This window comes from Bradyrhizobium sp. LLZ17 (assembly GCF_041200145.1).
Taxonomy (GTDB): Bacteria; Pseudomonadota; Alphaproteobacteria; order Rhizobiales; family Xanthobacteraceae; genus Bradyrhizobium.
Genome location: NZ_CP165734.1, coordinates 2,497,932 through 2,516,934 on the forward strand (window position 1 = coordinate 2,497,932; position 19,003 = coordinate 2,516,934).

The following is a 19,003-nucleotide window of genomic DNA, read 5'->3' on the forward strand; positions in this document are numbered from 1 at the left end:
GGCTTCTGCCCGTCTACGTGCCTTCAGCGAACACGAGCTTCAAGGGATTCCGAGATGTCCGACGTCAGCCAACCTGCCGCCCATCCCCCCGTGACGGACTGGGTCAACGATTTCGACCACACCGATCCGCAATGGACCGAAGACCCCTTCCCCATTTGGGAGGAACTGCGCGCCGCGAGCCCGGTCGTGCGCACCGAACGCTTTCTCGGCTGCTACATGCCGACGACCTATGAGGCGGTGCGGGAGATCGCCAATGACACCGAGCATTTCTCGTCGCGCCGCATCATCGTCCGGGACGTGCGGCCCGAGGTGACGCAGAACGCGGCCCCGCCGATCACTTCCGATCCGCCCGTGCACAAGCCGGCCAAGCAATTGCTGCTGCCGCCGTTCACGCCGGATGCGATGAAGAAGCTCGAGCCGCGCGTGCGCGCCATCTGCAACGAATTAATCGACGGCTTCATCGCCGATGGGAGGATCGATGCAGCCGCGTGCTACACCAAGCACATCCCGGTGCGCGCGATCGCCCACATGCTCGGCATCCCCGAGAGCGACAGCGATCTTTTCATCAAGTGGATCCACATGATCCTGGAACTCGGCATCAAGGACGAGAGCAGGCTGCTCGAGGCGGTGCACGAGATGAGCGACTATTTCAGGGCTCATATCGAGGAGCGCAGGAAGAAGCCGACCGACGATCTCATTTCCTATCTGATGAATGCCAAGGGCAAAGACGGCCAGCCGCTGGAGGAAGCCCACGTGCTGGGCTCGCTGCGCCTGCTGCTGATTGCCGGCATCGACACCACCTGGAGCGCGATCGGCTCCTCGCTCTGGCACCTCGCCCGGACGCCGGCCGACCGCGAGCGCCTGATCGCCGAACCCGGGCTGATCCCCACGGCCGTGGAGGAACTCCTGCGCGCCTATTCGCCGGTGACGATGGCGCGCGAGGTGGTCAAGGAGACCACGGTCTCGGGTTGCCCCGTCAAGCCGGGCAATATGGTGCTGCTGTCCTTCCCGGCCGCCAATCGCGATCCAAAGATGTTTCCGGATGCCGACAAGGTCGTCATCGACCGGCGGGAAAACCGCCACGCGGCCTTCGGCCTTGGCATCCACCGCTGTGTCGGTTCCAACCTGGCGCGGATGGAAATGCAGGTCGCGCTGGAGGAATGGCTGAAGCGGATTCCGGACTTTCGGCTCGACCCGGCAGGCACCGTAACCTGGTCACAGGGCACGGTCAGGGGCCCCCGCCAGTTGCCATTTTTGCTCGGAAAGGCGATGTAGGCTCCCAGAGATAATTCCATAGGGGGCGGACGTGACAAAGCAGGCAATCAAACCGGCCTCCGAGCATTTTGACGTCGCCGATGCCCAGCGGCGGATCAAGGCGATCCTGATCGGCTCGATCGGCAATCTCGTCGAATGGTATGACTTTTACGCCTATACGGCGTTCGCGCTCTATTTCGCCCCGGCCTTCTTCCCCGGCAGCGATCCCGTCGTGCAGCAATTGAACATCGCCGTGGTGTTCGCGGCGACCTTCCTGATGCGCCCGCTCGGCGGCTGGCTGTTCGGCTATATCGCCGATCATTACGGGCGGCGGATTTCGCTGACGCTGTCGGTCGTCTTCATGTGCTTCGGCTCGCTGATCATCGCGCTGACGCCGACCTATGCCACGATCGGCTTTGCCGCGCCGGTGATCCTGGCGCTGGCACGCGTCATCGAGGGCCTGAGCCTCGGCGGCGAGTATGGCGCCAGCGCCACCTATTTGAGCGAGGTCGCCGATCCCAAGCATCGCGGCTTCTATTCGAGCTTTCAGTACGTCACGCTGATCGGCGGCCAGCTCACCGCGATTGTCGTGTTGCTGCTCCTGCAGAAGGTCTTCCTCACGCCGGAGGAGCTGAAGGCCTGGGGCTGGCGCATTCCGTTTGCGATCGGCGCAGCGCTCGCGATCTTCGCCGCGGTGATGCGGCGCGGCCTGCACGAAACCGAGGCCTTCGAGGAAGCCAAGAAGGTCGTCAAGCCCACCGGCTCGATCACCAACCTGCTGAAATATCCGCGGGAGCTGCTGCTGGTGGTCGGCCTGACCGCGGGCGGCACCGCGGCGTTCTACACCTTCACCACCTACATGCAGACCTTCGTCAAACTCTCGGTCGGCCTGACCGAGGACCAGACCACCTTCGTGATCTTCGGCACGCTGGTCTTCGCGACGATCCTGCAACCGATCTATGGCGCGATCTCCGACAAGATCGGACGCAAGCCGCTTTTGATCTTTTTCGGCGTCGCCGGCACGCTCGCGACCGTGCCGCTGCTGATGACCTTGAAGGAGACCAAATCGCCGTTCATCGCGTTCGTCCTGATCTGCTGCGCTTGGCTGTTCGTCGCCGGCTACACCTCGATCAACGCGGTCGTGAAGGCCGAGCTGTTCCCGACCAATGTCCGTGCGCTCGGCGTCGGCCTGCCCTACGCGATCACGGTTTCGGTCTTCGGCGGCACCGCACCTGCGATCGCGCTCTATTTCAAGAGCATCGGGCACGAGGAGTGGTTCTACTTTTACCTCAGCAGCATCATCTGCCTGTCGCTGATCATCTACTCGACGATGCGCGACACCAAGCATGCTTCCGCGATGCACCGCCACGAGTAGGCCATGGCCGACGACAACGAGCCGCCATCCGACAGCAAGCTGACGCGCACCAAGGAAAAATGGGCGCGCGAGGGGCGCTTCCTCACGGGCCGGATCACGCGCTCTGAGGACCAGCGGCTGCCGCCCGGCCAGCATCTCACCAAGGACTGGCCCGTGCTCGATCTCGGCGTCGTGCCGCCGGTCTCGCGCGAGCGCTGGCGGCTCGACGTCTATGGCGCGATCGAGAACCCCCTATTCTGGACCTACGCCGAGTTCGCCGCGCAGAAGCAGACGCAGTTCACCTCGGACATCCACTGCGTCACGACCTGGTCGCGCTACGACAACCAGTGGGAAGGGCTCGCCACGCGTGACCTGCTCGCGGCCTGCCAGCCGCGCGACGACGCGCGCTTCGTGGTGCTGCATTCCTTTGACGGCTACACCACCAATCTTGCGCTGGAAGATTTCGCTGCCGAGGACGCGCTACTCGCACATAGCTGGTCTGGCAAGCCGCTGACCGAAGAACATGGCGGCCCGGTGCGGCTGGTCGTGCCACATCTGTATTTCTGGAAGAGTGCCAAATGGCTCCAGGCCATCGAGTTCCTGGCCGACGATGCGCCGGGCTTCTGGGAAGTCCGCGGTTATCATAACCGCGGCGATCCCTGGGCTGAACAGCGCTACTCCGGCGACTAGGATTCAAACAAGAACGGGGGAAGCCCATGCCCACCGAACGCTTTCAGTTCACCGGCGAAGGCGGCCATCAGCTTTCGGCCGCGCTCGAGCTGCCGGACGGTGAACCCGCGGCCTTCGCGTTGTTCGCGCACTGCTTCACCTGCGGCAAGGACACGCTGGCGGCCAAGCGCATCTCGGTCGCGCTCACCGCCAAGGGCATCGCGGTGCTGAGGTTCGACTTCACCGGGCTCGGCTCCAGCGAAGGCGATTTCGCTAACTCGACGTTCTCCTCCAACGTCGCCGATCTCGTACACGCGGCCGATCATCTGCGCGCGACCCGCACGGCGCCGTCGATCCTGATCGGCCATAGCCTCGGAGGCGCCGCGATCCTTGCGGCTGCCGGTCAAATTCCTGAAGCCAAGGCGGTTGCGACCATCGCGGCCCCATCCGATCCCGCCCATGTCACCGGCCTGTTCAAACAACATATCGACGACATCCGTACGCTGGGTGAGATCGAAGTCTCGCTTGCAGGGCGTCCGTTCCGGATCAAGCGCGAGTTCCTCGACGACATCGGCGAGCACGAGCTGATCAAGGACGTCACCGGTCTGCATAAGGCGCTGCTGGTGATGCATTCACCGGTCGACGATACCGTCGGCATCGACAATGCGACCAAGCTGTTCGTGTCGGCCAGGCATCCCAAGAGCTTCGTCTCGCTCGACCACGCCGATCATCTGCTGACGAAGCCGGCCGACGCACTCTACGCCGCCGACGTCATCACCGCCTGGGCGAGCCGTTACATCGAGGCGGCCAAACCCGCGAAGGCGATCGATCTCCCTGAGGCACCGCGCCTGGTCGTGGTCCAGGAGACCCGCAAGAGCAAATTCAACCAGATCATCTCGGTCGGTCCGCATCGCCTGACAGCGGACGAGCCGGTCGCCGCCGGCGGCGAGGATGCCGGCCCGGGTCCCTACGATTTCCTGCTTGCGGGTCTCGGTGCCTGCACCTCCATGACCATGCGCCTCTATGCCGATCGAAAATCGCTTCCGCTCGACCGTGTCACGGTCACACTGAAGCACTCAAAGATCCACGCAAAGGACTGCGACGAGTGCGAAACGCGCGAGGGCATGCTCGACCAGATCGAACGCAATATCGCGATGGACGGCGGGCTCGATGCCGAGCAGCGCAAGAAACTGCTGGAGATCGCCGACAAGTGCCCCGTGCACCGCACGCTGACCTCGGAGATCCGCATCGTGACGAAGGCGGTGGAGTAGCGCGCTAGAAGCACGACGCCATCGTCCGCACCGCGGCACTGATTTCATTGTCGCGCCACGCCGCAAAGCCAAGCAGTAGGCCATGATCGCGCGGTGGGCCGAGCGCCAGACTGGACAAGGCTCGCGTTTCAACGCCCGCGGCGACCAACCGTTTCACAGCCGCTTGATCCGCCGCGCTCCGTTTAAGACGCGCAACAAGCTGAATGCCGCCGGAGGGGATCTCGACCGAGAGGACACCGCCCAAATGGCGCTGCAGTTGCTCGACGAGATGATCGCGGCGGGCATGATAGAGCCGGCGCACTCGGCGCAGGTGCGCCAGGAAATGCCCGTCGGCAATGAACTCGGCCAGCGCCTCCTGGATGTGGCTGGAAGCGATCAACCCGATGTGCCGCTGCGCGATTTCCAGGGTGCTGACCAACGCAGCCGGCACGACGAGATAGCCAAGCCGGATATCCGACGTCATCGCCTTCGAGAAGGTGCCGACGTAGAATGTGCGGCCATGGGCATCGAGCCCCTGCAGGGACGGCACCGGGCGATTATCATAGTGGAATTCTCCGTCGTAGTCGTCCTCCACGATCCAGGTCTTTCCGGGCCTGCTAAGCGCCAGAAATTCAGTGCGGCGCGCGAGAGACATCAGCCGTCCGGTGGGATGCTGATGCGACGGCGTCATGAAGATGAGCTTTGGCGCGGCTAATCCCGGCATCCGCCGCATTCCCTGTTCATCCAGCATCACGCCTGTCACGCGGGCGCCGGACGTGCGGAAAGCAGCCGCGGCACCGGGATAGCCGGGATCCTCGACCCAGACCTCGTCACCGGGCAAGATGAGCACAGCTGCGATCAAGCTCAGCGCAGCCTGTGCACTCGGCAGGATCATGATCTGGCCCGCCGTCGCACGAACACCCCTACTGGTCGCGAGATAAAGCGCGAGCGCCTCGCGCAGGCGTGTGCGGTTGACCGGACCAAGCTCGCGCTGCGCCGCGCGCAGGGCGCTGCGGCGCAGGCAGCGCGCCCAGACCTCGTTCGGAAACTCCCTGAAATCGCCATGCCCCGGCCGCAGCGGCTTTAGCGGAGCCTGATAGGACATCGGCCAGTCAGTCTTCTTGAGCTTCGAAGCCCAAGGTGAGAACTGCGGCTTGGAGGAACGGACGCTCGTAGCCGCGCCCGCCTGCTCGATGCGCTCATTGCCGTCGATCGTCACCCGAGGACGACGGCCATGCGACGCCTCGAGATATCCCTCCGCGGCGAGCTGCTCGAACGCATAGGTAACGGTGTTGCGGGAAACGCCGAGATCGCTGGCAAGCCGTCGGCTCGATGGCAATGCACAGCCTCTGCCAATACGACCGGCCGCGATCAGACCCGAAGCTGGCTCGTCAGTTGATCCACCAGTCCCTCATCGCCAGCGCGCTTAAGGTCGATCAGGGCAGAAATCATCGCCTCGGAAACTGGCACCTTAATGTTCTCCAATCTGGCACTCCTTCAGGTGCCAATCCGGATGCTATCCACTGCATCGGACTGCTTCAAGGATGTTGCGATGAACCCTTCCATGTCTCCCCGCGCGGCAATCGGGCTGTTTCTCATCGTCGTGCTGGCCTGGGGCGTGAACTGGTCCGTGACGAAGCAGCTCGTTCAGTTCCTCCCGCCACTGTGGACTTCGGCGATCCGGAGCTGGATCGCCCTAGCTGCATTGTTCGTGATCCTCCGACTGAGCAACAATCTGGTGATTCCGGAGCGGCGCGACATTCCTGTGGTCCTGAGCGTGGCGCTGCTGCACATGACGGTGTTCTCGGTCCTGGTTGCGGCGGGTGTGCGCTTCCTGCCTGCGAGCAAGGCTATCGTGCTCGGCTACACCACGCCGCTCTGGGTCGCGATCGCCGCGCCTCTGCTCGGGAAAGATACGCTGACCGCGCCAAAGCTCGCCGGCGCCCTGCTCGGGCTGATCGGCCTTGCCGTGATCCTGAACCCGGCATCGATTGACTGGACCAATACCAACGTCGTGCTCGGCGCCGGCATGGTCATCCTGGCCGCGATCTCCTGGGCTGCGAACATCATCTATATCCGCGCGCACCGTTGGATCGCGTCGCCCCTTCAGCTTCTGATCTGGCAGGTGCTCGTCGCAACGATCGTGCTGACTGGATCGGCGGCGGTCACACATGGCTTACCGCACGCAGAATGGTCGTGGAGACTCGTGTTGCTGTTTCTGTATTCCGGCCTGATCGGGACGGCGCTGGCCTATTGGGCGATGTCGATGGTCAACAAGAGCATCTCGGCGCTGACGACTTCGCTCGGCACCACCGGCACGCCCTCGTCGGTATCGCCAGCGCCGCGATCCTGCTCGGTGAGCCCATCGATATGAGCCTCGTGATCGCGGCCGGGCTGATTGTCGCCGGCATCGGTCTTGCGACATTGGGGGACCGCCTGCTGCGCACTCAGGCCGTCGCTAAGGGTTGAACGCGTAGCGCACCGCGCAGGCCCGCGACGGTGCCGATCAGAATGCCGGCCACCGCGATGAACGAGCCCATCGCAAGCGTCGAGAGCCCCGTCAAGCCCTGCCCGATCGAGCATCCGAACGCCATCACGCCGCCGATCCCCATCAGCGCGGCGCCACCGGCCGAGCGCAGCATATGGCGTGGCGATGAATAACCCTCGAGATGAAAGCGGCCTGTTGCGAGCGCGGTGGCCAGACTGCCGGCGCAGACGCCGGCAACCGTCGCAATGCCGAAATTCAGGCTCAGGCCGGTCGAGAGCATGGCATATTGCACGGCATCCGCGATCGGCGCGATGAAGGTGAGCGACGTCACCGGGACCGGATTGAAATCGTCGGCACCGAGATAGCCAGTGACGAACCAGCCGCCCGCAACGAGGAGACCGACGATGATGCCCGCCATGACCTGGCCCGGCGAGCGCCGGAACGCCGGGTGCGCAAAAGCAAACAGGGTCAGCGCGAGGACGATCGCGGCAGCGGCCAGCGCGCGCGAGATTGCTTCACCGGGACCGAGCGCCGCCAGCAGGGACGGCAGCGAATTCGTGTTGACCGTCGTCTGCGACGCTTGAACCAGCGCGATGCGAGCAGGCGCGATCAGGCCCTTGAGCGTCATCTGCGCAGAGATCGCAAGCACGATCACGACGACGAAGGAACGGAGATTGCCGCGCCCAAGCAGCACCAGCGCGCGCGAGCCGCAGCCGTTTGACAGCACCATGCCGTAGCCAAACAGAAGTCCGCCGAGAAACAGCACCGGCGCCGAAAACGTTTGTTGCAGATAAATCGACTTGCCCATATCGACCGCGCCACTGCCGGCGAGGTACTGGCTGGCCGCGATCGCAACGGCGATCGCCAGCGCATAGGTCCGCACCAGTCGACCGTCTCCCTCCACAAGATAGCCGCGCATGCTGCTCATCAGGCAGAAGCCGCTGAGCAGGCCGACGGCGCCGTAGACCAGGCCGATGCCGAGGCCGGCAAGGATGACGAGTTGGTTGGCTTCCATCAGTTGCTCTCAGGTCTCTTCGTCATTGCGAGCGCAGCGAAGCAATCCAGTCTGTCTCGTCGGATGCATTTTTGGATTGCTTCGCTGCGCTCGCAATGACGGTGTGTTACGGCTTCAGGATGACCCGGTCACGCGAGGAGCCAGCGACGGCAGCGTAGGCCTCCTTGGCGCGCACGAGCGGATAGACGGCGCTTGCCTTGATCGGGAATGGCTTCAGATGCCCGCCGGCAAAGCCCGGAGCGAGGTGGCGTAGCACCGCGCCTGTCGCGATCGACGGCAGGCCGAGCGTGTCGATGCCGACGTAAGTGTGCTGTCCCCGGTAGAACTCGAGGATGTTGAACTGCACGATCGGGTTGATCGCGGCGATCAGAATCTGCCGGCCGCGCAAGCCGAGCGATTTGTGCGCGGCCTGGAAATAGGGATCGCCCACGGTGTTGAAGACGATCTCGGCGCCCTTGCCTCCGGTCAGTTCGCGCACGCGCGAGGCGACGTCGTCGACAGAGGCGTCGATCACGTCGATGGGCGCGTTGCTGTGGCCTTCATAGCCTTCGGCCTTGCGAACCACGCCGATGACGCGCGCGCCCTGCCAGGTCGCGATCTGCACCGCGGCCTGGCCGACCTTGCCGTTGACGCCGAACACCAAAACCGTCTCGCCGCTGCAGGGCACGCCGGCGCGCTGAAAACCTTCCATGGCGGTGACAAAGGGAACACCGATGCCGGCGGCCTCCTCCCAGGACACCGCCTCCGGCTTCTCCACCACGGCATCGGCCTCGACGACGAGATGGGTGGCGTGCGTGCCGTCACGACGGATGCCGAGATCGCCGGAGGAGCCGAACACGTCGCGTCCGACCGAGCCCGCCGGCCCCTCGACGACCACGCCGGCATAGTCGCGGCCAGGCGTACGCGGGAAGATGGCATAGGGCATCAGTCCGGTTGCGGCCTTGACGTCGGACGGATTGACGGCGGCGGCCTTGAGTTCGATCAGGAGATCGTTCGGACCGCGCGTGAGCGTGTGACGCTCAACCACCGGCGCAATCGCGGCGACGTTCTCGGCCTTGGCATTGAGGCGAACGCAGCGCGCTTCGGTGGTTTTGGAATCGGCTGATGACATCGAAAACCCACGATTTCTCGCGGGCCTTGTCGCCCTTGGAGAGACCCAAGTCAACCTGCCTCCCCTCATCCTGAGGAGCCGCGCCAGCGGCGTCTCGAAGGATGAAGGCCCGCGTGCAGTATCCTGGCCTGCATGGTTCGAGACGGCGCTACGCGCCTCCTCACCATGAGGGGTAAGACCTAATCCTTCGGCCGCTTGTCGAAGAGGCGCTTGGCCTTGCCGAGCGAGCGCTCCAGCGTGGCGGGCGCAACCACCCGCACCCTGGAGCTGATGCCGATCGTGTTCTTGATGTGGGTCGATATCCGATCGGCGTGGTCAACGAGGCCCCTGCCGTCCCAGCTCTCCGCGCGAGCTTCCGCGATGATGGTCAGCTCGTCCATTCGGCCCTCGCGGGTGAGCTCCAGCACGAAGTGTCCGCCGCACCAGTCGGTCGCGAGCAGCACTTCCTCGATTTGGGTCGGGAACAGGTTGACGCCGCGCAGGATGATCATGTCGTCGGAGCGCCCCGTCACCTTCTCCATCCGCCGCATACCGGGCCGCGCTGTGCCCGGCAGAAGCCGCGTCAGGTCGCGGGTGCGATAGCGGATCACCGGAAACGCTTCTTTGGTGAGCGACGTGAAGACCAGCTCGCCCTTCTCGCCATCCGGCAACACCGCGCCGGTCTCGGGGTCGATCACTTCAGGATAAAAATGATCCTCCCAGATATGCAGGCCGTCCTTGGTTTCGATGCACTCCTGCGCGACGCCGGGGCCGATCACCTCGGAAAGGCCATAGATATCGGTCGCGTCCATGTCGAATGCATCCTCGATCTCGCCGCGCATCGCATTGGTCCAGGGCTCGGCACCAAAGATACCGACCTTGAGCGAGCACTGGCGCGGATCGAGCTTCTGGCGCTTGAACTCGTCGAGGATCGCCAGCATGTAGCTCGGCGTCACCGTGATGATGTCGGGCCGGAAATCGTTGATGAGCTGCACCTGCCGCTCGGTCATGCCCCCCGAGATCGGCACCACTGTGCAGCCGAGCCTTTCAGCGCCGTAGTGCACGCCGAGGCCACCCGTAAACAGGCCGTAACCATAGGCGTTGTGGATGATCATGCCGGTGCGGCCGCCGGCGGCGCGGATCGAGCGCGCCATCACGTCCGACCAGGTGTCGATGTCGCGCTGGGTGTAGCCGACGACGATCGGCTTGCCCGTCGTGCCGGACGAAGCATGCACCCGCACCAGCTTTTCGCGCGGCACGGCAAACATGTTGAAGGGATAGTTGTCGCGCAGATCCGTCTTTACAGTGAAAGGGAATTTCGCAAGGTCGGACAGCTCGCGAAAATCCGACGGATGCACGCCGGCTGCGTCGAAGGCTTTGCGATAATGCGCGACGTTGTCGTAGGCGTGCTTCAGCGACCAGGCGAGGCGCTGCGTCTGCAAGGCCATGATCTCGTCGCGCGACGCACGCTCATGCGCGTCCAGCTCGGGCCTATAGGTAGGGCCGCCTTCCATCAGCTTCGTCGAAGCCATCCTTGTTTCCCCACATTGATTTGTTCTTGTGTTTATTGATCTTGCGCCGATAGCCAGGTGCCGGGAATCACACGCGAATGCCCGCGGAATTCGGCGACGACAGTGTCGCCGGCTGTGACGCGCACATCATAGATGCCGGAGCGGCCGCTGCGGCTGATCTCGCGCGCCTTCGCAACCAGCCGATCGCCAAGCTTGCCCGGTCTGATGAAAGTGATCTGGCCCTGCGCCGCAACGACGCGATCATTGTGCGAATTGCAGGCGAAGGCGAAGGCGGAATCGGCGAGCGTGAAGATGAAGCCGCCATGGGCGATGCGCTGGCCGTTGACCATGTCCGGCCGCACCGACATTGCCAGTGTCGCAAAGCCGGGACCGACCTCGACGATCTCCATGCCGAGGCCCTTGGACGCATCGTCCTCCGCCCACATTGCATCGGCACAGGCGCGGGCCACATCCTCGGGTGACAAGGCGGCTTTGACGTTCACGCGCTTCTCCCGGCCAATTGTTTGCTCCTGATGTTCTGCTGGTTGGTTCAAGCTGTCAAACGTGGTCGTAATCGACCACGACCCGCTCCGACGAGGGCTTGGCCTGGCAGGTCAGGATAAAACCGGCCTTCAGCTCCCACGGCTCCAGTGAATAGTTGATGTCCATCGGGGCCTCACCTTCGACCAGCTTCGCACGGCAAGTCGAGCACATGCCACCCTTGCAGGCGAAAGGCAGATCGACGCCGGCACGCAGCGCGGCATCGAGGATCGCTTCATCCTCGGCGACCGGCACGTCGCGGCGCTTGCCGTCGATGATCAGGGAGGCAATGGCCTTCGGCGGCGCATCGGGCGCAACGATCTTCTTCGGTCGCGGCTTGCCGCCAAATTCCGAGACAAAGCGCTCGACATGGATGCGCTCGTCGGCGATGCCGAGATCGCGGCAGGTCGCCTCGATGTCCTCGCTCATGCCGAGCGGACCGCAGACAAAGACATGATCGACGCTCGCGGCCGGCACCAGTGAGCGCAGCAGCACCCTCACCTTGTCGCCGTCGAGCCGGCCGTGCAGGATCGGGATATCCTGCTCCTCGCCTGAGATGACGTGGAAGATCGAGAGGCGATCGATGAAGCGATCCTTCAGCTCTTCGAGCGCCTCGAGGAACATGATGTTGTCGGTCGCGCGGTTGCCGTAGAACAGGAAGAAGCGGCTATTGCGTTCGCGCGCCAGAATGCCTTTCACGATCGACAGGATCGGCGTGATGCCGGAGCCGGCTGCGAAGCCGACATGGATTCGGCCGGCACCCGCTGGCGCGATCGCACCGAAACGTCCGGTCGGCGTCATCACATCGAGCTCGTCACCGCATTTGAGTTCGTCCGCCGCCCAGCTCGAAAACGCGCCGCCGTCGACCTTCTTCACCGCAATGCGGATCTCGCCGTCGTCGGGGCCGGAGCAGATGGAATAGGAGCGGCGCACCTCCTCGCCATCGAGGGTGGTGCGGAGCGTGAGATACTGGCCGGGCGTGAAGGCGTAGTCACCGGCGAGATCGCCGGGAATGGTGAAGGTCATCGAAACGGCATCCGATGCCTCGCGACGGAGATCGCTGACGGCCAGGCGGTGGAAGCGCGGGGCGGCTGCGGACATCATGGACACCCTACATTGATCCCACCGCCGTCATTGCGAGGAGCTCTTGCGACGAAGCAATCCAGACTATGTCCGCGGAGGCAGTCTGGATTGCTTCGCTTCGCTCGCGATGACGGCGGGGTTGGCATGGTGCTTCTCTCAATGACACTTGAAATAGTCGAAAGGTTCGCGGCAGGCCTGGCAGCGCCACAGCGCCTTGCAGGAGGTCGAGCCGAATTCGGACAGGAGTTCGGTCTTCTCCGAGCCGCATTGCGGGCACGCAACCGCTTGCTCGCCGAACAGCGCTCGGCGTGAGCTCGCAGCCTGCGGCGGTGCGATGCCATAGGCGCGCAGCTTGAGGCGCCCCTTCTCGCTCATCCAGTCCGTGGACCAGGCCGGCGACAGAACCGTGCGAACCTTCGGATGACGAAAGCCGGCGCGTTCCAACGCGAGCTCGATTTCGAGCGCGATCACGTTCATGGCCGGGCAGCCCGAATAGGTCGGCGTGATCGCGACTTCGACGTGATCGCCGCTCAAGGTCACATCGCGCAACACGCCGAGATCGGCGATGGTCAGCACCGGAATTTCGGGATCGACCACGCTCGCCGCGGCGTCCCAGGCGCGCCGACGCAATTCGCTGTCGTGTTCCAGCACGGTCACCATGTCAGCCCCGGAAACGTCCGCTGCATCGATTGCAGCTCGGACAGGAGATGGCCGAGATGCTCGCTGTGACGTCCGGCACGGCCGCCCTGCTGCATCCAGTCGGTCTGCGGCAGCTCGAGCGTTGCTTCGCCGATGACACCGGCGAGCGTCGCCAGCCAGCGACCGCGCAAGCTGCCGGGATCGATGGCGACACCGGCATCGATCAGAGCGCGCTCCCCTTCATCCACCGCGAACATCTCTCCGGTAAAGGCCCAGAGGTGATCGATCGCAGTCTGCGCGCGGGCGTGGCTTTCGTCCGTGCCGTCGCCGAGCCGGATGATCCATTCCGAGGCATGGCGCAGGTGATAGGCGCTCTCCTTCTCCGACTTGGCGGCAATGGCCGCGAGCGTCGCATCGCGCGAGCTCATCATTGCGCGCCAGTAGAGATCGGCGAAGGCGGAATAAAAGAACTGCCGCACCAGGGTCTGCGCGAAGTCGCCGTTCGGTTGCTCGAGCAGCAGCAGATTGCGGTACTGCCGGACATCGCGCAAATAGGCGAGCTTGTCCTCGTCGTGGTCCTTGCCTTCGACCTTGGCGGCGTAGGTATAGAGTTCGCGGGCCTGGCCGATGAGGTCGAGTGCGATGTTGGAGAGCGCCATGTCCTCTTCCAGCATCGGCGCGTGTCCGCACCACTCCGACAGCCGATGGCCGAGGATCAGCGCATCGTCGGCGCGGCGCAGCGCGTAGAGCACCAGCGGCGTTTCGGCGATCTGGATGTTGGCGCTCGCCATCACATGTGCCCCACTTCTTCCGGGACCTCGTAGAAGGTCGGGTGCCGGTAGATCTTCGATTCCGCCGGCTCGAACATCATGCCCTTCTCGGCGGGATCGCTCGCGGTGATCGCGGTCGACGGCACCACCCAGATCGAGAGGCCCTCGCCCCGGCGCGTGTAGATATCGCGGGCGGCCTGCAGCGCCATGGTGGCGTCGCTCGCATGCAGCGAGCCGACATGCTTGTGCGCGAGCCCGTTGCGGCTGCGAATGAAGACTTCCCATAGCGGCGTGTTCGGCGTGGCCATTACGATCTCCCTACTCGGCGGCTTGCGCGGTCTGGCGATGCGCGCGCTTCGCGGCATAGCTAGCTGCCGCCTCGCGTACCCAGGCCCCTTCGTCGTGCGCCTTGCGGCGGGCGGCGATACGATCGCGGTTACAGGGGCCGTTGCCGGCCAGCACCTGCTTGAATTCGGTCCAGTCGATCTCGCTGTAGCGCCAGTGGCCGTCGGCATCCTGAATCATGCCGGAATCGGGAATGGCAAGTCCGAGATATTGCGCCTGCGGCACCGTGGCATCGACGAACTTCTGGCGCAGCTCGTCATTGGAGAAGCGCTTGATCTTCCACCTGGTCGAGGTGTCGCTGTGCTGACTTGCGGCATCCGGCGGGCCGAACATCATCAGCACCGGCCACCACCATCTGTCCAACGCGTCCTGCGCCATCGCCTTCTGTTCGTCCGAGCCGCGGCACAGCGTCAGCATGATCTCGTAGCCCTGCCGCTGGTGAAAGGACTCCTCCTTGCAGACGCGGATCATCGCGCGCGCATAGGGGCCATAGGAGCAGCGGCACAACGGAATCTGGTTCATGATCGCGGCGCCGTCCACCAGCCAGCCGATGGTGCCGATGTCCGCCCAGGTCAACGTCGGGTAGTTGAAGATGGATGAGTATTTGGCCTTTCCGGCCAGCATCGCGTCGACCAGTTCTTCGCGCGAGGCGCCGAGCGTTTCGGCGGCGGCGTAGAGATACAGCCCGTGGCCGCACTCGTCCTGCACCTTCGCCAGAAGCGCGGCCTTGCGGCGCAGGGACGGCGCGCGGGTGATCCAGTTGCCTTCGGGCAGCATGCCAACGATTTCGGAATGGGCGTGCTGGGAGATCTGGCGGGTGAGCGTCTTACGATAGGCCGCCGGCATCCAGTCGTTCGGCTCGATCCGCTCCTCGGCGTCGATGCGCGCCTGGAATTGCGCAGCCTTGGCCGCGTCCTCGAGACCGCGATCGTCGGTCTCGGCCGTGTTCAGCGCCTGGGTATACATGCGCATCCTCCCGATTTATTGGGAGACAATATATAACAAGAATTTATTCATGCAAGATATTTCTGTAACATATAGCTCAAGCCTCGAACCTCCTTTCCAGGAGTTTCCGCGCCGGCGGCAACGCGCCCTTTTCATTGGTTCCATGGGCGTCCAGCCATTGCTCGGACCGGGCGAGCAGCGCGCGATAGATCTCGCCGCAGAGTTCACGGGCGGCCCTGCCCGGCCAATCCACAGGGAGCAGGCTCTCGGGCAATAGCGGGTCGCGCAGCACGACGCGGCGGTAGTAGTGGATGAGCAGGATGCGCGCGGTAAAAGCGTCGGCCTCGGAGAGGGACGTACCGCGCGCGATCGCAGCGTGAAGCGGCTCGAACATTGTCATGAACTTGAGGTAGGCCTCCGCGGTGCGGTCGAGCGGCCAGCTTGCGCTGAGCAGACGCCGCCCGCTGTCGTCCTCGGCCGAGACTTCAAGACGGATCGCGCCCGCGGCCTCGTCCGGGACCGGCACGCCTGACGGCGCCACCCACACGCCCGGCAACGGACTGCCGAAGCCCGCATTGCGCAGCGCCTCGCGCGAGGCGTCCCGATCCTCGCCATTGCCAATCAGCAGGAGCTCGAAGCGACCGGTCCAGTCGGACGGTGGCGGATCATAGATGTGGCGGGTCGCAGCCTCGAAGGTCTGGCCGCCCTTTTCGGCGAGCCGATAAAAGCTGTTGCGGCCAACCTTTTCGCGCGTCAGCCAGCCGTCGGCGGCGAGGCGCGACATCGCCGTGCGCACCACGCCGCTGTCGATGGCCAGGCCTTCAAAAAACTCGAGCAGCGTGCCGAGCCACACCGAGCCGCCGCGCGGCACGATGGCGTCGCCGAACACGGTGACAACGATGGAGCCCGTGCGCGACGGCTCGCGCTTGAGCTGATCGACGATGCGGGAGAGCGGATACGCCATGCGCGAGGCTTAGCGCAATTTGATCAGGCGGGACAATGGACCGGCGCGATGCTCTTCCTTCTCCCTCTCCCGCTTGCAAGCGGGGCACTACCGATGCGGATCGGGATAGACCAGGCTGCGCCAGCCGCTGCGATCAAAAGGCTGCCACGCGTCTTCCTTCTGCGCGAGGCGATCGGCCACCGCGTAAACAGCGGCCGGATGGTGTCCCATGCCGCAATGGCTGCTCTCGACCTCGATGCTCTCGGTCTGGGTACCCGATTTCTCCATGCAGCCCTGCCAGGCGCAGACGCCGTCAGTGCGGCTGAAAATCGCGGTGGTCGGCACCGGTGGTGGAGCGGCGAGGTCGCCGCCAAAGCGCGGATCGGCCTGGTCGGCGCGCTGTCCGCTGGCCCATTCATAAACGCGCCAGGCGTTGGTCGATTTGGGATCGCCCGCGAAGGGGCTGCCGAGCGTGATCACCTGGCGCACGCGCGCCGGCACCATCTTGGCGAGCTGGCGCGCATAGAGACCGCCGAGGCTCCAGCCGACCAGGCTAACCTTGCGGCCATGCGTGTCGTTAAGCTCCTCGATCAGATCGAGCATCGCATCCTGCACGCCCGGGCGCAGGCCGTAGTTGCGTCCCTGGCGCCAGCCGGCGACCGCATAACCCTTGCTCGCGAGAAACGAACGCAGCGGGCGCGTCGACGTATCGGACGCCACGAGGCCGGGCAGCACCAGGACCGGATGGCCGTCGCCCCGCGGCGCGAGGCTCAACAGCGGCAGCGCGCCGAGGAATGCACCGAGTTCGTGGATCGCGCGGCCTTCCAGAAACATCAAAGTGCGGGACGGCGGACGCAGCGTCTGGGCAGAAGCGGTCATCAATATTCCCCTGGGAAGCTGCCGGTCGCGATGCCGGCAAATGGGTATCAATTCCAATACGCCGGCTTCTCAAACGTTCCGCATCGCAACATGAATCATGTTAGGCGGCCGGTTCCCGACATTCAAGCGGGAGAGATGCGGGGCCACAATAGGCGCGGGCGTGAATGCCAACGTCCGTGACGCAAAAGTCACAGCAATCGAAGCAGGAATTCTACGGAGTAGAGCGTGAGGCCGGCGAGGCCGCCGATCAGCGAACCGTTGAAGCGGATGTATTGCAGGTCGCGGCCGATGTTGATTTCAATCAGCGAAATCAGCTGCGTCATATTCCACGATTTGACCTGGTCGGAGATGAAGGTCGAGACGCCCCTCTTCTGGTCGGCGACGAAAGTTCGCAGCACCGTCACCAGGCCCTTGTTGATCTCGCCGCGCAGCTCGGCATCGCCGGCGAGCGCTTCACCGGCGGCAACGAACATGCCGGCGAGATGATGCTGCAGCACCTGCGTCTCGCCGCTCGCGCTGCGCTCGATGAACGAGCGCGTGTTGGCCCAGACGGTGCGGGCGAGATCGGCAAGCTCGGGTCGCGCCAGCAGATCGCGCTTCAAGCCGTCGATGCGATCGACATAGGCCCGGTCGGTGCCTAAGCGATCGACGAAGCTCAGGACCATGCGATCGAACTCGCCGCGGAACGGATGTTTGGGATCGCTGCGGACTTCATTGAAGAAGGCGGTGGCGGAGGCCACGATCTTGTTCACCAGAAACTTGTCGGCGCGATAGAGCCTGAGCAGGGTCGGCAATTCCGCGCGCACCTTCTCGCGGATCATCGCCATCGTCTCCGTCTGGTTCAGGGTCTCGTGCATCACGCGCAGGAGATCGTCGAACAGGATCTGGTGCCGCCCCTCCGCAACGAAGCCACGCAGCGTACCGGCGGCGAGCGGCGCGAGGTCAATGGCCTGAAGCTGCGAGGACATCCGGCGAATGATGAATGTCATCAGCCCGGAGGTCTCGGTTGCGGAAAAAGCCTCGGGCAACAGCCGCAACGCAAAGCGCGCCAGATCGTCGCTGCGCTTGCGGTCGCGCAACCATTCCGCGACGAACGAGCCGAAGTCGATCTCGTTGAGCTTGGCCTCGACCGGACCGGCGTCGAGAAAATGCACCTGGATGAATTCGCCCAGCTTGTCGCCGATGCGCTGCTGATTGCTCTGGATAATAGCAGTATGCGGGATCGGCAGGCCAAGCGGCCGCTTGAACAGCGCGACCACGGCATACCAGTCGGCGAGCCCACCGATCGTCGCGGCTTCCGCGAAGGCGGCGATGAAGCCGAACACAGGATGCACGTTCAGCAGCAACTTCGCGATGACGAACAGCGCGAGCGTCGAGGCCAGCACCAGCGTCGCCAGCGCCTTGACGCGGCGCAGCTCGGCCGCACGCTCGGTGTCGCCTGGAGTGTCAAAGGAGAAGGTGGTGGGAGCAGTCATGATTCACCAAGGTTACGTCATTCCGGGACGGTCCGCAGGACCGGACCCGGAATCTCGAGATTCCGGGTTCGCCCTTTGGACGCCCCGGAATGACGACCGATGATGACGCGGCGCAAAAACAAAGGCCCGCCGAAGCGGGCCTCAAATTCAGTTTGGTCTCAGGGCGCCAGACTCAGGCGGTCTTGTTGTAGACCTTGGCAAAGTTGTCCTGAGCGGACTTCGCGCCGTTGGCGGCGAGCTTGCCGAGATAGTCGGTGGTCGCCTTGGCGCGCGAGACGAAGGCTTCGCCGCGGGCACGGAGCAGGCCCGACTGGATCTCGACGGCTTCGCTGAACGACTTGGCGGACGCGAGCTTGTCGATGCCGGAGAAGAACGCCTCGGCGTCCTCGTAGATCGCCTGCTGAATGTTGCGGCTGATCTTGCCGGCCTCGGTCACGGACTCGGTCACTGCGTTCTCGACGGCGGCAGTCACGCGCTCGGAGCCAGCGAACACCTCGGCAGCACGGTCCTTGGCGGTGTTGGCGGACTTCTTGACGAACTCGCGGGCGGCCTCGGGAACTTCCAGGTTCTGGATGTTCTTGAATGCGTCCTTGAAGCCTTCGAAAGCGGTATTGGTTTCGGTGGTCATTGGGTCTCTCCATCCTCATTGCTTTGAGCTATGGGCTCACCCCGTCCGTTTGGCCCGGGGCACGGCTTATATGGCAAAGTTAATTGTGCGCCGCAATATCTATGTTGCATCGCGATATCACGAAA

Annotated in this window: 17 protein-coding genes and 2 pseudogenes; 5 read left to right on the forward strand and 14 right to left on the reverse strand. The window is 64.1% G+C overall.

Going from position 1 to position 19,003, the window contains the following annotated elements; all coding sequences use genetic code 11:
- The first annotated feature begins 54 nt into the window (after window positions 1-54).
- Genes AB8Z38_RS12360 through AB8Z38_RS12375 form a run of 4 tightly spaced genes read left to right on the forward strand, consistent with a single transcriptional unit; the run spans window position 55 to window position 4,548 of the window.
- Window positions 55-1,275, forward strand: coding sequence for a cytochrome P450 (locus tag AB8Z38_RS12360; protein ID WP_369725379.1), 1,221 nt, complete (start codon window positions 55-57; stop codon window positions 1,273-1,275).
- Between the two features lie 31 nt (window positions 1,276-1,306).
- Window positions 1,307-2,629, forward strand: a complete 1,323-nt coding sequence (locus AB8Z38_RS12365; RefSeq protein WP_369725381.1) for an MFS transporter — start codon at window positions 1,307-1,309, stop codon at window positions 2,627-2,629.
- A gap of 3 nt (window positions 2,630-2,632) precedes the next feature.
- Window positions 2,633-3,298, forward strand: a complete 666-nt coding sequence (locus AB8Z38_RS12370) for a sulfite oxidase-like oxidoreductase (protein WP_369725383.1) — start codon at window positions 2,633-2,635, stop codon at window positions 3,296-3,298.
- 26 nt (window positions 3,299-3,324) lie between these two features.
- Complete coding sequence (locus AB8Z38_RS12375) at window positions 3,325-4,548, forward strand: alpha/beta fold hydrolase (protein WP_369725385.1); 1,224 nt, start codon at window positions 3,325-3,327, stop codon at window positions 4,546-4,548.
- A 4-nt stretch (window positions 4,549-4,552) separates the two neighbouring features.
- On the opposite strand, the pseudogene AB8Z38_RS12380 reads toward AB8Z38_RS12375, so the two are convergent.
- Window positions 4,553-5,979: pseudogene (locus tag AB8Z38_RS12380) on the reverse strand (PLP-dependent aminotransferase family protein).
- Between the two features lie 61 nt (window positions 5,980-6,040).
- On the opposite strand from AB8Z38_RS12380, the pseudogene AB8Z38_RS12385 reads away from it, so the two are divergent.
- A pseudogene (locus AB8Z38_RS12385) lies at window positions 6,041-6,996 on the forward strand (DMT family transporter).
- Here AB8Z38_RS12385 and AB8Z38_RS12390 read toward each other — a convergent pair.
- The 13 genes from AB8Z38_RS12390 to AB8Z38_RS12450 form a co-directional block, all read right to left on the reverse strand.
- Window positions 6,975-8,030, reverse strand: a complete 1,056-nt coding sequence (locus tag AB8Z38_RS12390) for a YeeE/YedE family protein (RefSeq protein ID WP_369725387.1) — start codon at window positions 8,028-8,030, stop codon at window positions 6,975-6,977. The pseudogene AB8Z38_RS12385 and the gene AB8Z38_RS12390 overlap by 22 nt on opposite strands.
- A 106-nt stretch (window positions 8,031-8,136) precedes the next feature.
- Entirely contained in the window at window positions 8,137-9,141 is a 1,005-nt protein-coding gene (locus AB8Z38_RS12395; protein ID WP_369725388.1) for a zinc-binding alcohol dehydrogenase family protein, read from the reverse strand.
- Window positions 9,142-9,320: 179 nt separating this feature from the next.
- Entirely contained in the window at window positions 9,321-10,652 is a 1,332-nt protein-coding gene (gene paaK / locus AB8Z38_RS12400) for a phenylacetate--CoA ligase PaaK (RefSeq protein WP_369725390.1), read from the reverse strand.
- 32 nt (window positions 10,653-10,684) lie between these two features.
- Entirely contained in the window at window positions 10,685-11,134 is a 450-nt protein-coding gene (gene paaI / locus AB8Z38_RS12405) for a hydroxyphenylacetyl-CoA thioesterase PaaI (RefSeq protein WP_369725392.1), read from the reverse strand.
- A 55-nt stretch (window positions 11,135-11,189) separates the two neighbouring features.
- Entirely contained in the window at window positions 11,190-12,272 is a 1,083-nt protein-coding gene (gene paaE / locus AB8Z38_RS12410) for a 1,2-phenylacetyl-CoA epoxidase subunit PaaE (protein WP_369725394.1), read from the reverse strand.
- 138 nt (window positions 12,273-12,410) lie between these two features.
- Window positions 12,411-12,914 carry a 1,2-phenylacetyl-CoA epoxidase subunit PaaD gene (paaD, locus tag AB8Z38_RS12415; protein ID WP_369725396.1) on the reverse strand — a complete coding sequence of 168 codons (504 nt, stop codon included), beginning with the start codon at window positions 12,912-12,914 and terminating at the stop codon, window positions 12,411-12,413.
- Window positions 12,908-13,684, reverse strand: a complete 777-nt coding sequence (gene paaC, locus AB8Z38_RS12420) for a 1,2-phenylacetyl-CoA epoxidase subunit PaaC (RefSeq protein WP_369725398.1) — start codon at window positions 13,682-13,684, stop codon at window positions 12,908-12,910. Before paaC ends, paaD begins: the two co-directional genes overlap by 7 nt.
- A complete protein-coding gene (gene paaB / locus AB8Z38_RS12425) occupies window positions 13,684-13,971 on the reverse strand; it encodes a 1,2-phenylacetyl-CoA epoxidase subunit PaaB (RefSeq protein ID WP_008136594.1) in 288 nt (95 codons plus the stop codon). Before paaB ends, paaC begins: the two co-directional genes overlap by 1 nt.
- Before the next feature lie 10 nt (window positions 13,972-13,981).
- Window positions 13,982-14,974, reverse strand: a complete 993-nt coding sequence (paaA, locus tag AB8Z38_RS12430; RefSeq protein WP_369725401.1) for a 1,2-phenylacetyl-CoA epoxidase subunit PaaA — start codon at window positions 14,972-14,974, stop codon at window positions 13,982-13,984.
- Between the two features lie 76 nt (window positions 14,975-15,050).
- Complete coding sequence (paaX, locus tag AB8Z38_RS12435; RefSeq protein WP_369725402.1) at window positions 15,051-15,917, reverse strand: phenylacetic acid degradation operon negative regulatory protein PaaX; 867 nt, start codon at window positions 15,915-15,917, stop codon at window positions 15,051-15,053.
- An 87-nt stretch (window positions 15,918-16,004) separates the two neighbouring features.
- Entirely contained in the window at window positions 16,005-16,775 is a 771-nt protein-coding gene (locus AB8Z38_RS12440; RefSeq protein WP_369725404.1) for an esterase/lipase family protein, read from the reverse strand.
- Window positions 16,776-16,963: 188 nt separating this feature from the next.
- Window positions 16,964-18,250, reverse strand: a complete 1,287-nt coding sequence (locus AB8Z38_RS12445) for a DUF445 domain-containing protein (RefSeq protein ID WP_369725406.1) — start codon at window positions 18,248-18,250, stop codon at window positions 16,964-16,966.
- 172 nt (window positions 18,251-18,422) lie between these two features.
- Window positions 18,423-18,878, reverse strand: coding sequence for a phasin (locus tag AB8Z38_RS12450; RefSeq protein ID WP_100179008.1), 456 nt, complete (start codon window positions 18,876-18,878; stop codon window positions 18,423-18,425).
- Between the last annotated feature and the right edge of the window lie 125 nt (window positions 18,879-19,003).

What these genes read in the sequence shown, in the direction of transcription:
- AB8Z38_RS12360 (WP_369725379.1), top strand. Translation starts at nt 55, where the DNA reads ATGTCCGACGTCAGCCAACCTGCCGCCCATCCCCCCGTGACGGACTGG.
- AB8Z38_RS12370 (WP_369725383.1), top strand. Translation starts at nt 2,633, where the DNA reads ATGGCCGACGACAACGAGCCGCCATCCGACAGCAAGCTGACGCGCACC.
- AB8Z38_RS12375 (WP_369725385.1), top strand. Translation starts at nt 3,325, where the DNA reads ATGCCCACCGAACGCTTTCAGTTCACCGGCGAAGGCGGCCATCAGCTT.
- AB8Z38_RS12390 (WP_369725387.1), bottom strand. Translation starts at nt 8,030, where the DNA reads ATGGAAGCCAACCAACTCGTCATCCTTGCCGGCCTCGGCATCGGCCTG.
- AB8Z38_RS12395 (WP_369725388.1), bottom strand. Translation starts at nt 9,141, where the DNA reads ATGTCATCAGCCGATTCCAAAACCACCGAAGCGCGCTGCGTTCGCCTC.
- paaK (WP_369725390.1), bottom strand. Translation starts at nt 10,652, where the DNA reads ATGGCTTCGACGAAGCTGATGGAAGGCGGCCCTACCTATAGGCCCGAG.
- paaE (WP_369725394.1), bottom strand. Translation starts at nt 12,272, where the DNA reads ATGTCCGCAGCCGCCCCGCGCTTCCACCGCCTGGCCGTCAGCGATCTC.
- paaD (WP_369725396.1), bottom strand. Translation starts at nt 12,914, where the DNA reads ATGGTGACCGTGCTGGAACACGACAGCGAATTGCGTCGGCGCGCCTGG.
- paaC (WP_369725398.1), bottom strand. Translation starts at nt 13,684, where the DNA reads ATGGCGAGCGCCAACATCCAGATCGCCGAAACGCCGCTGGTGCTCTAC.
- paaB (WP_008136594.1), bottom strand. Translation starts at nt 13,971, where the DNA reads ATGGCCACGCCGAACACGCCGCTATGGGAAGTCTTCATTCGCAGCCGC.
- paaA (WP_369725401.1), bottom strand. Translation starts at nt 14,974, where the DNA reads ATGTATACCCAGGCGCTGAACACGGCCGAGACCGACGATCGCGGTCTC.
- paaX (WP_369725402.1), bottom strand. Translation starts at nt 15,917, where the DNA reads ATGGCGTATCCGCTCTCCCGCATCGTCGATCAGCTCAAGCGCGAGCCG.
- AB8Z38_RS12440 (WP_369725404.1), bottom strand. Translation starts at nt 16,775, where the DNA reads ATGACCGCTTCTGCCCAGACGCTGCGTCCGCCGTCCCGCACTTTGATG.
- AB8Z38_RS12445 (WP_369725406.1), bottom strand. Translation starts at nt 18,250, where the DNA reads ATGACTGCTCCCACCACCTTCTCCTTTGACACTCCAGGCGACACCGAG.
- AB8Z38_RS12450 (WP_100179008.1), bottom strand. Translation starts at nt 18,878, where the DNA reads ATGACCACCGAAACCAATACCGCTTTCGAAGGCTTCAAGGACGCATTC.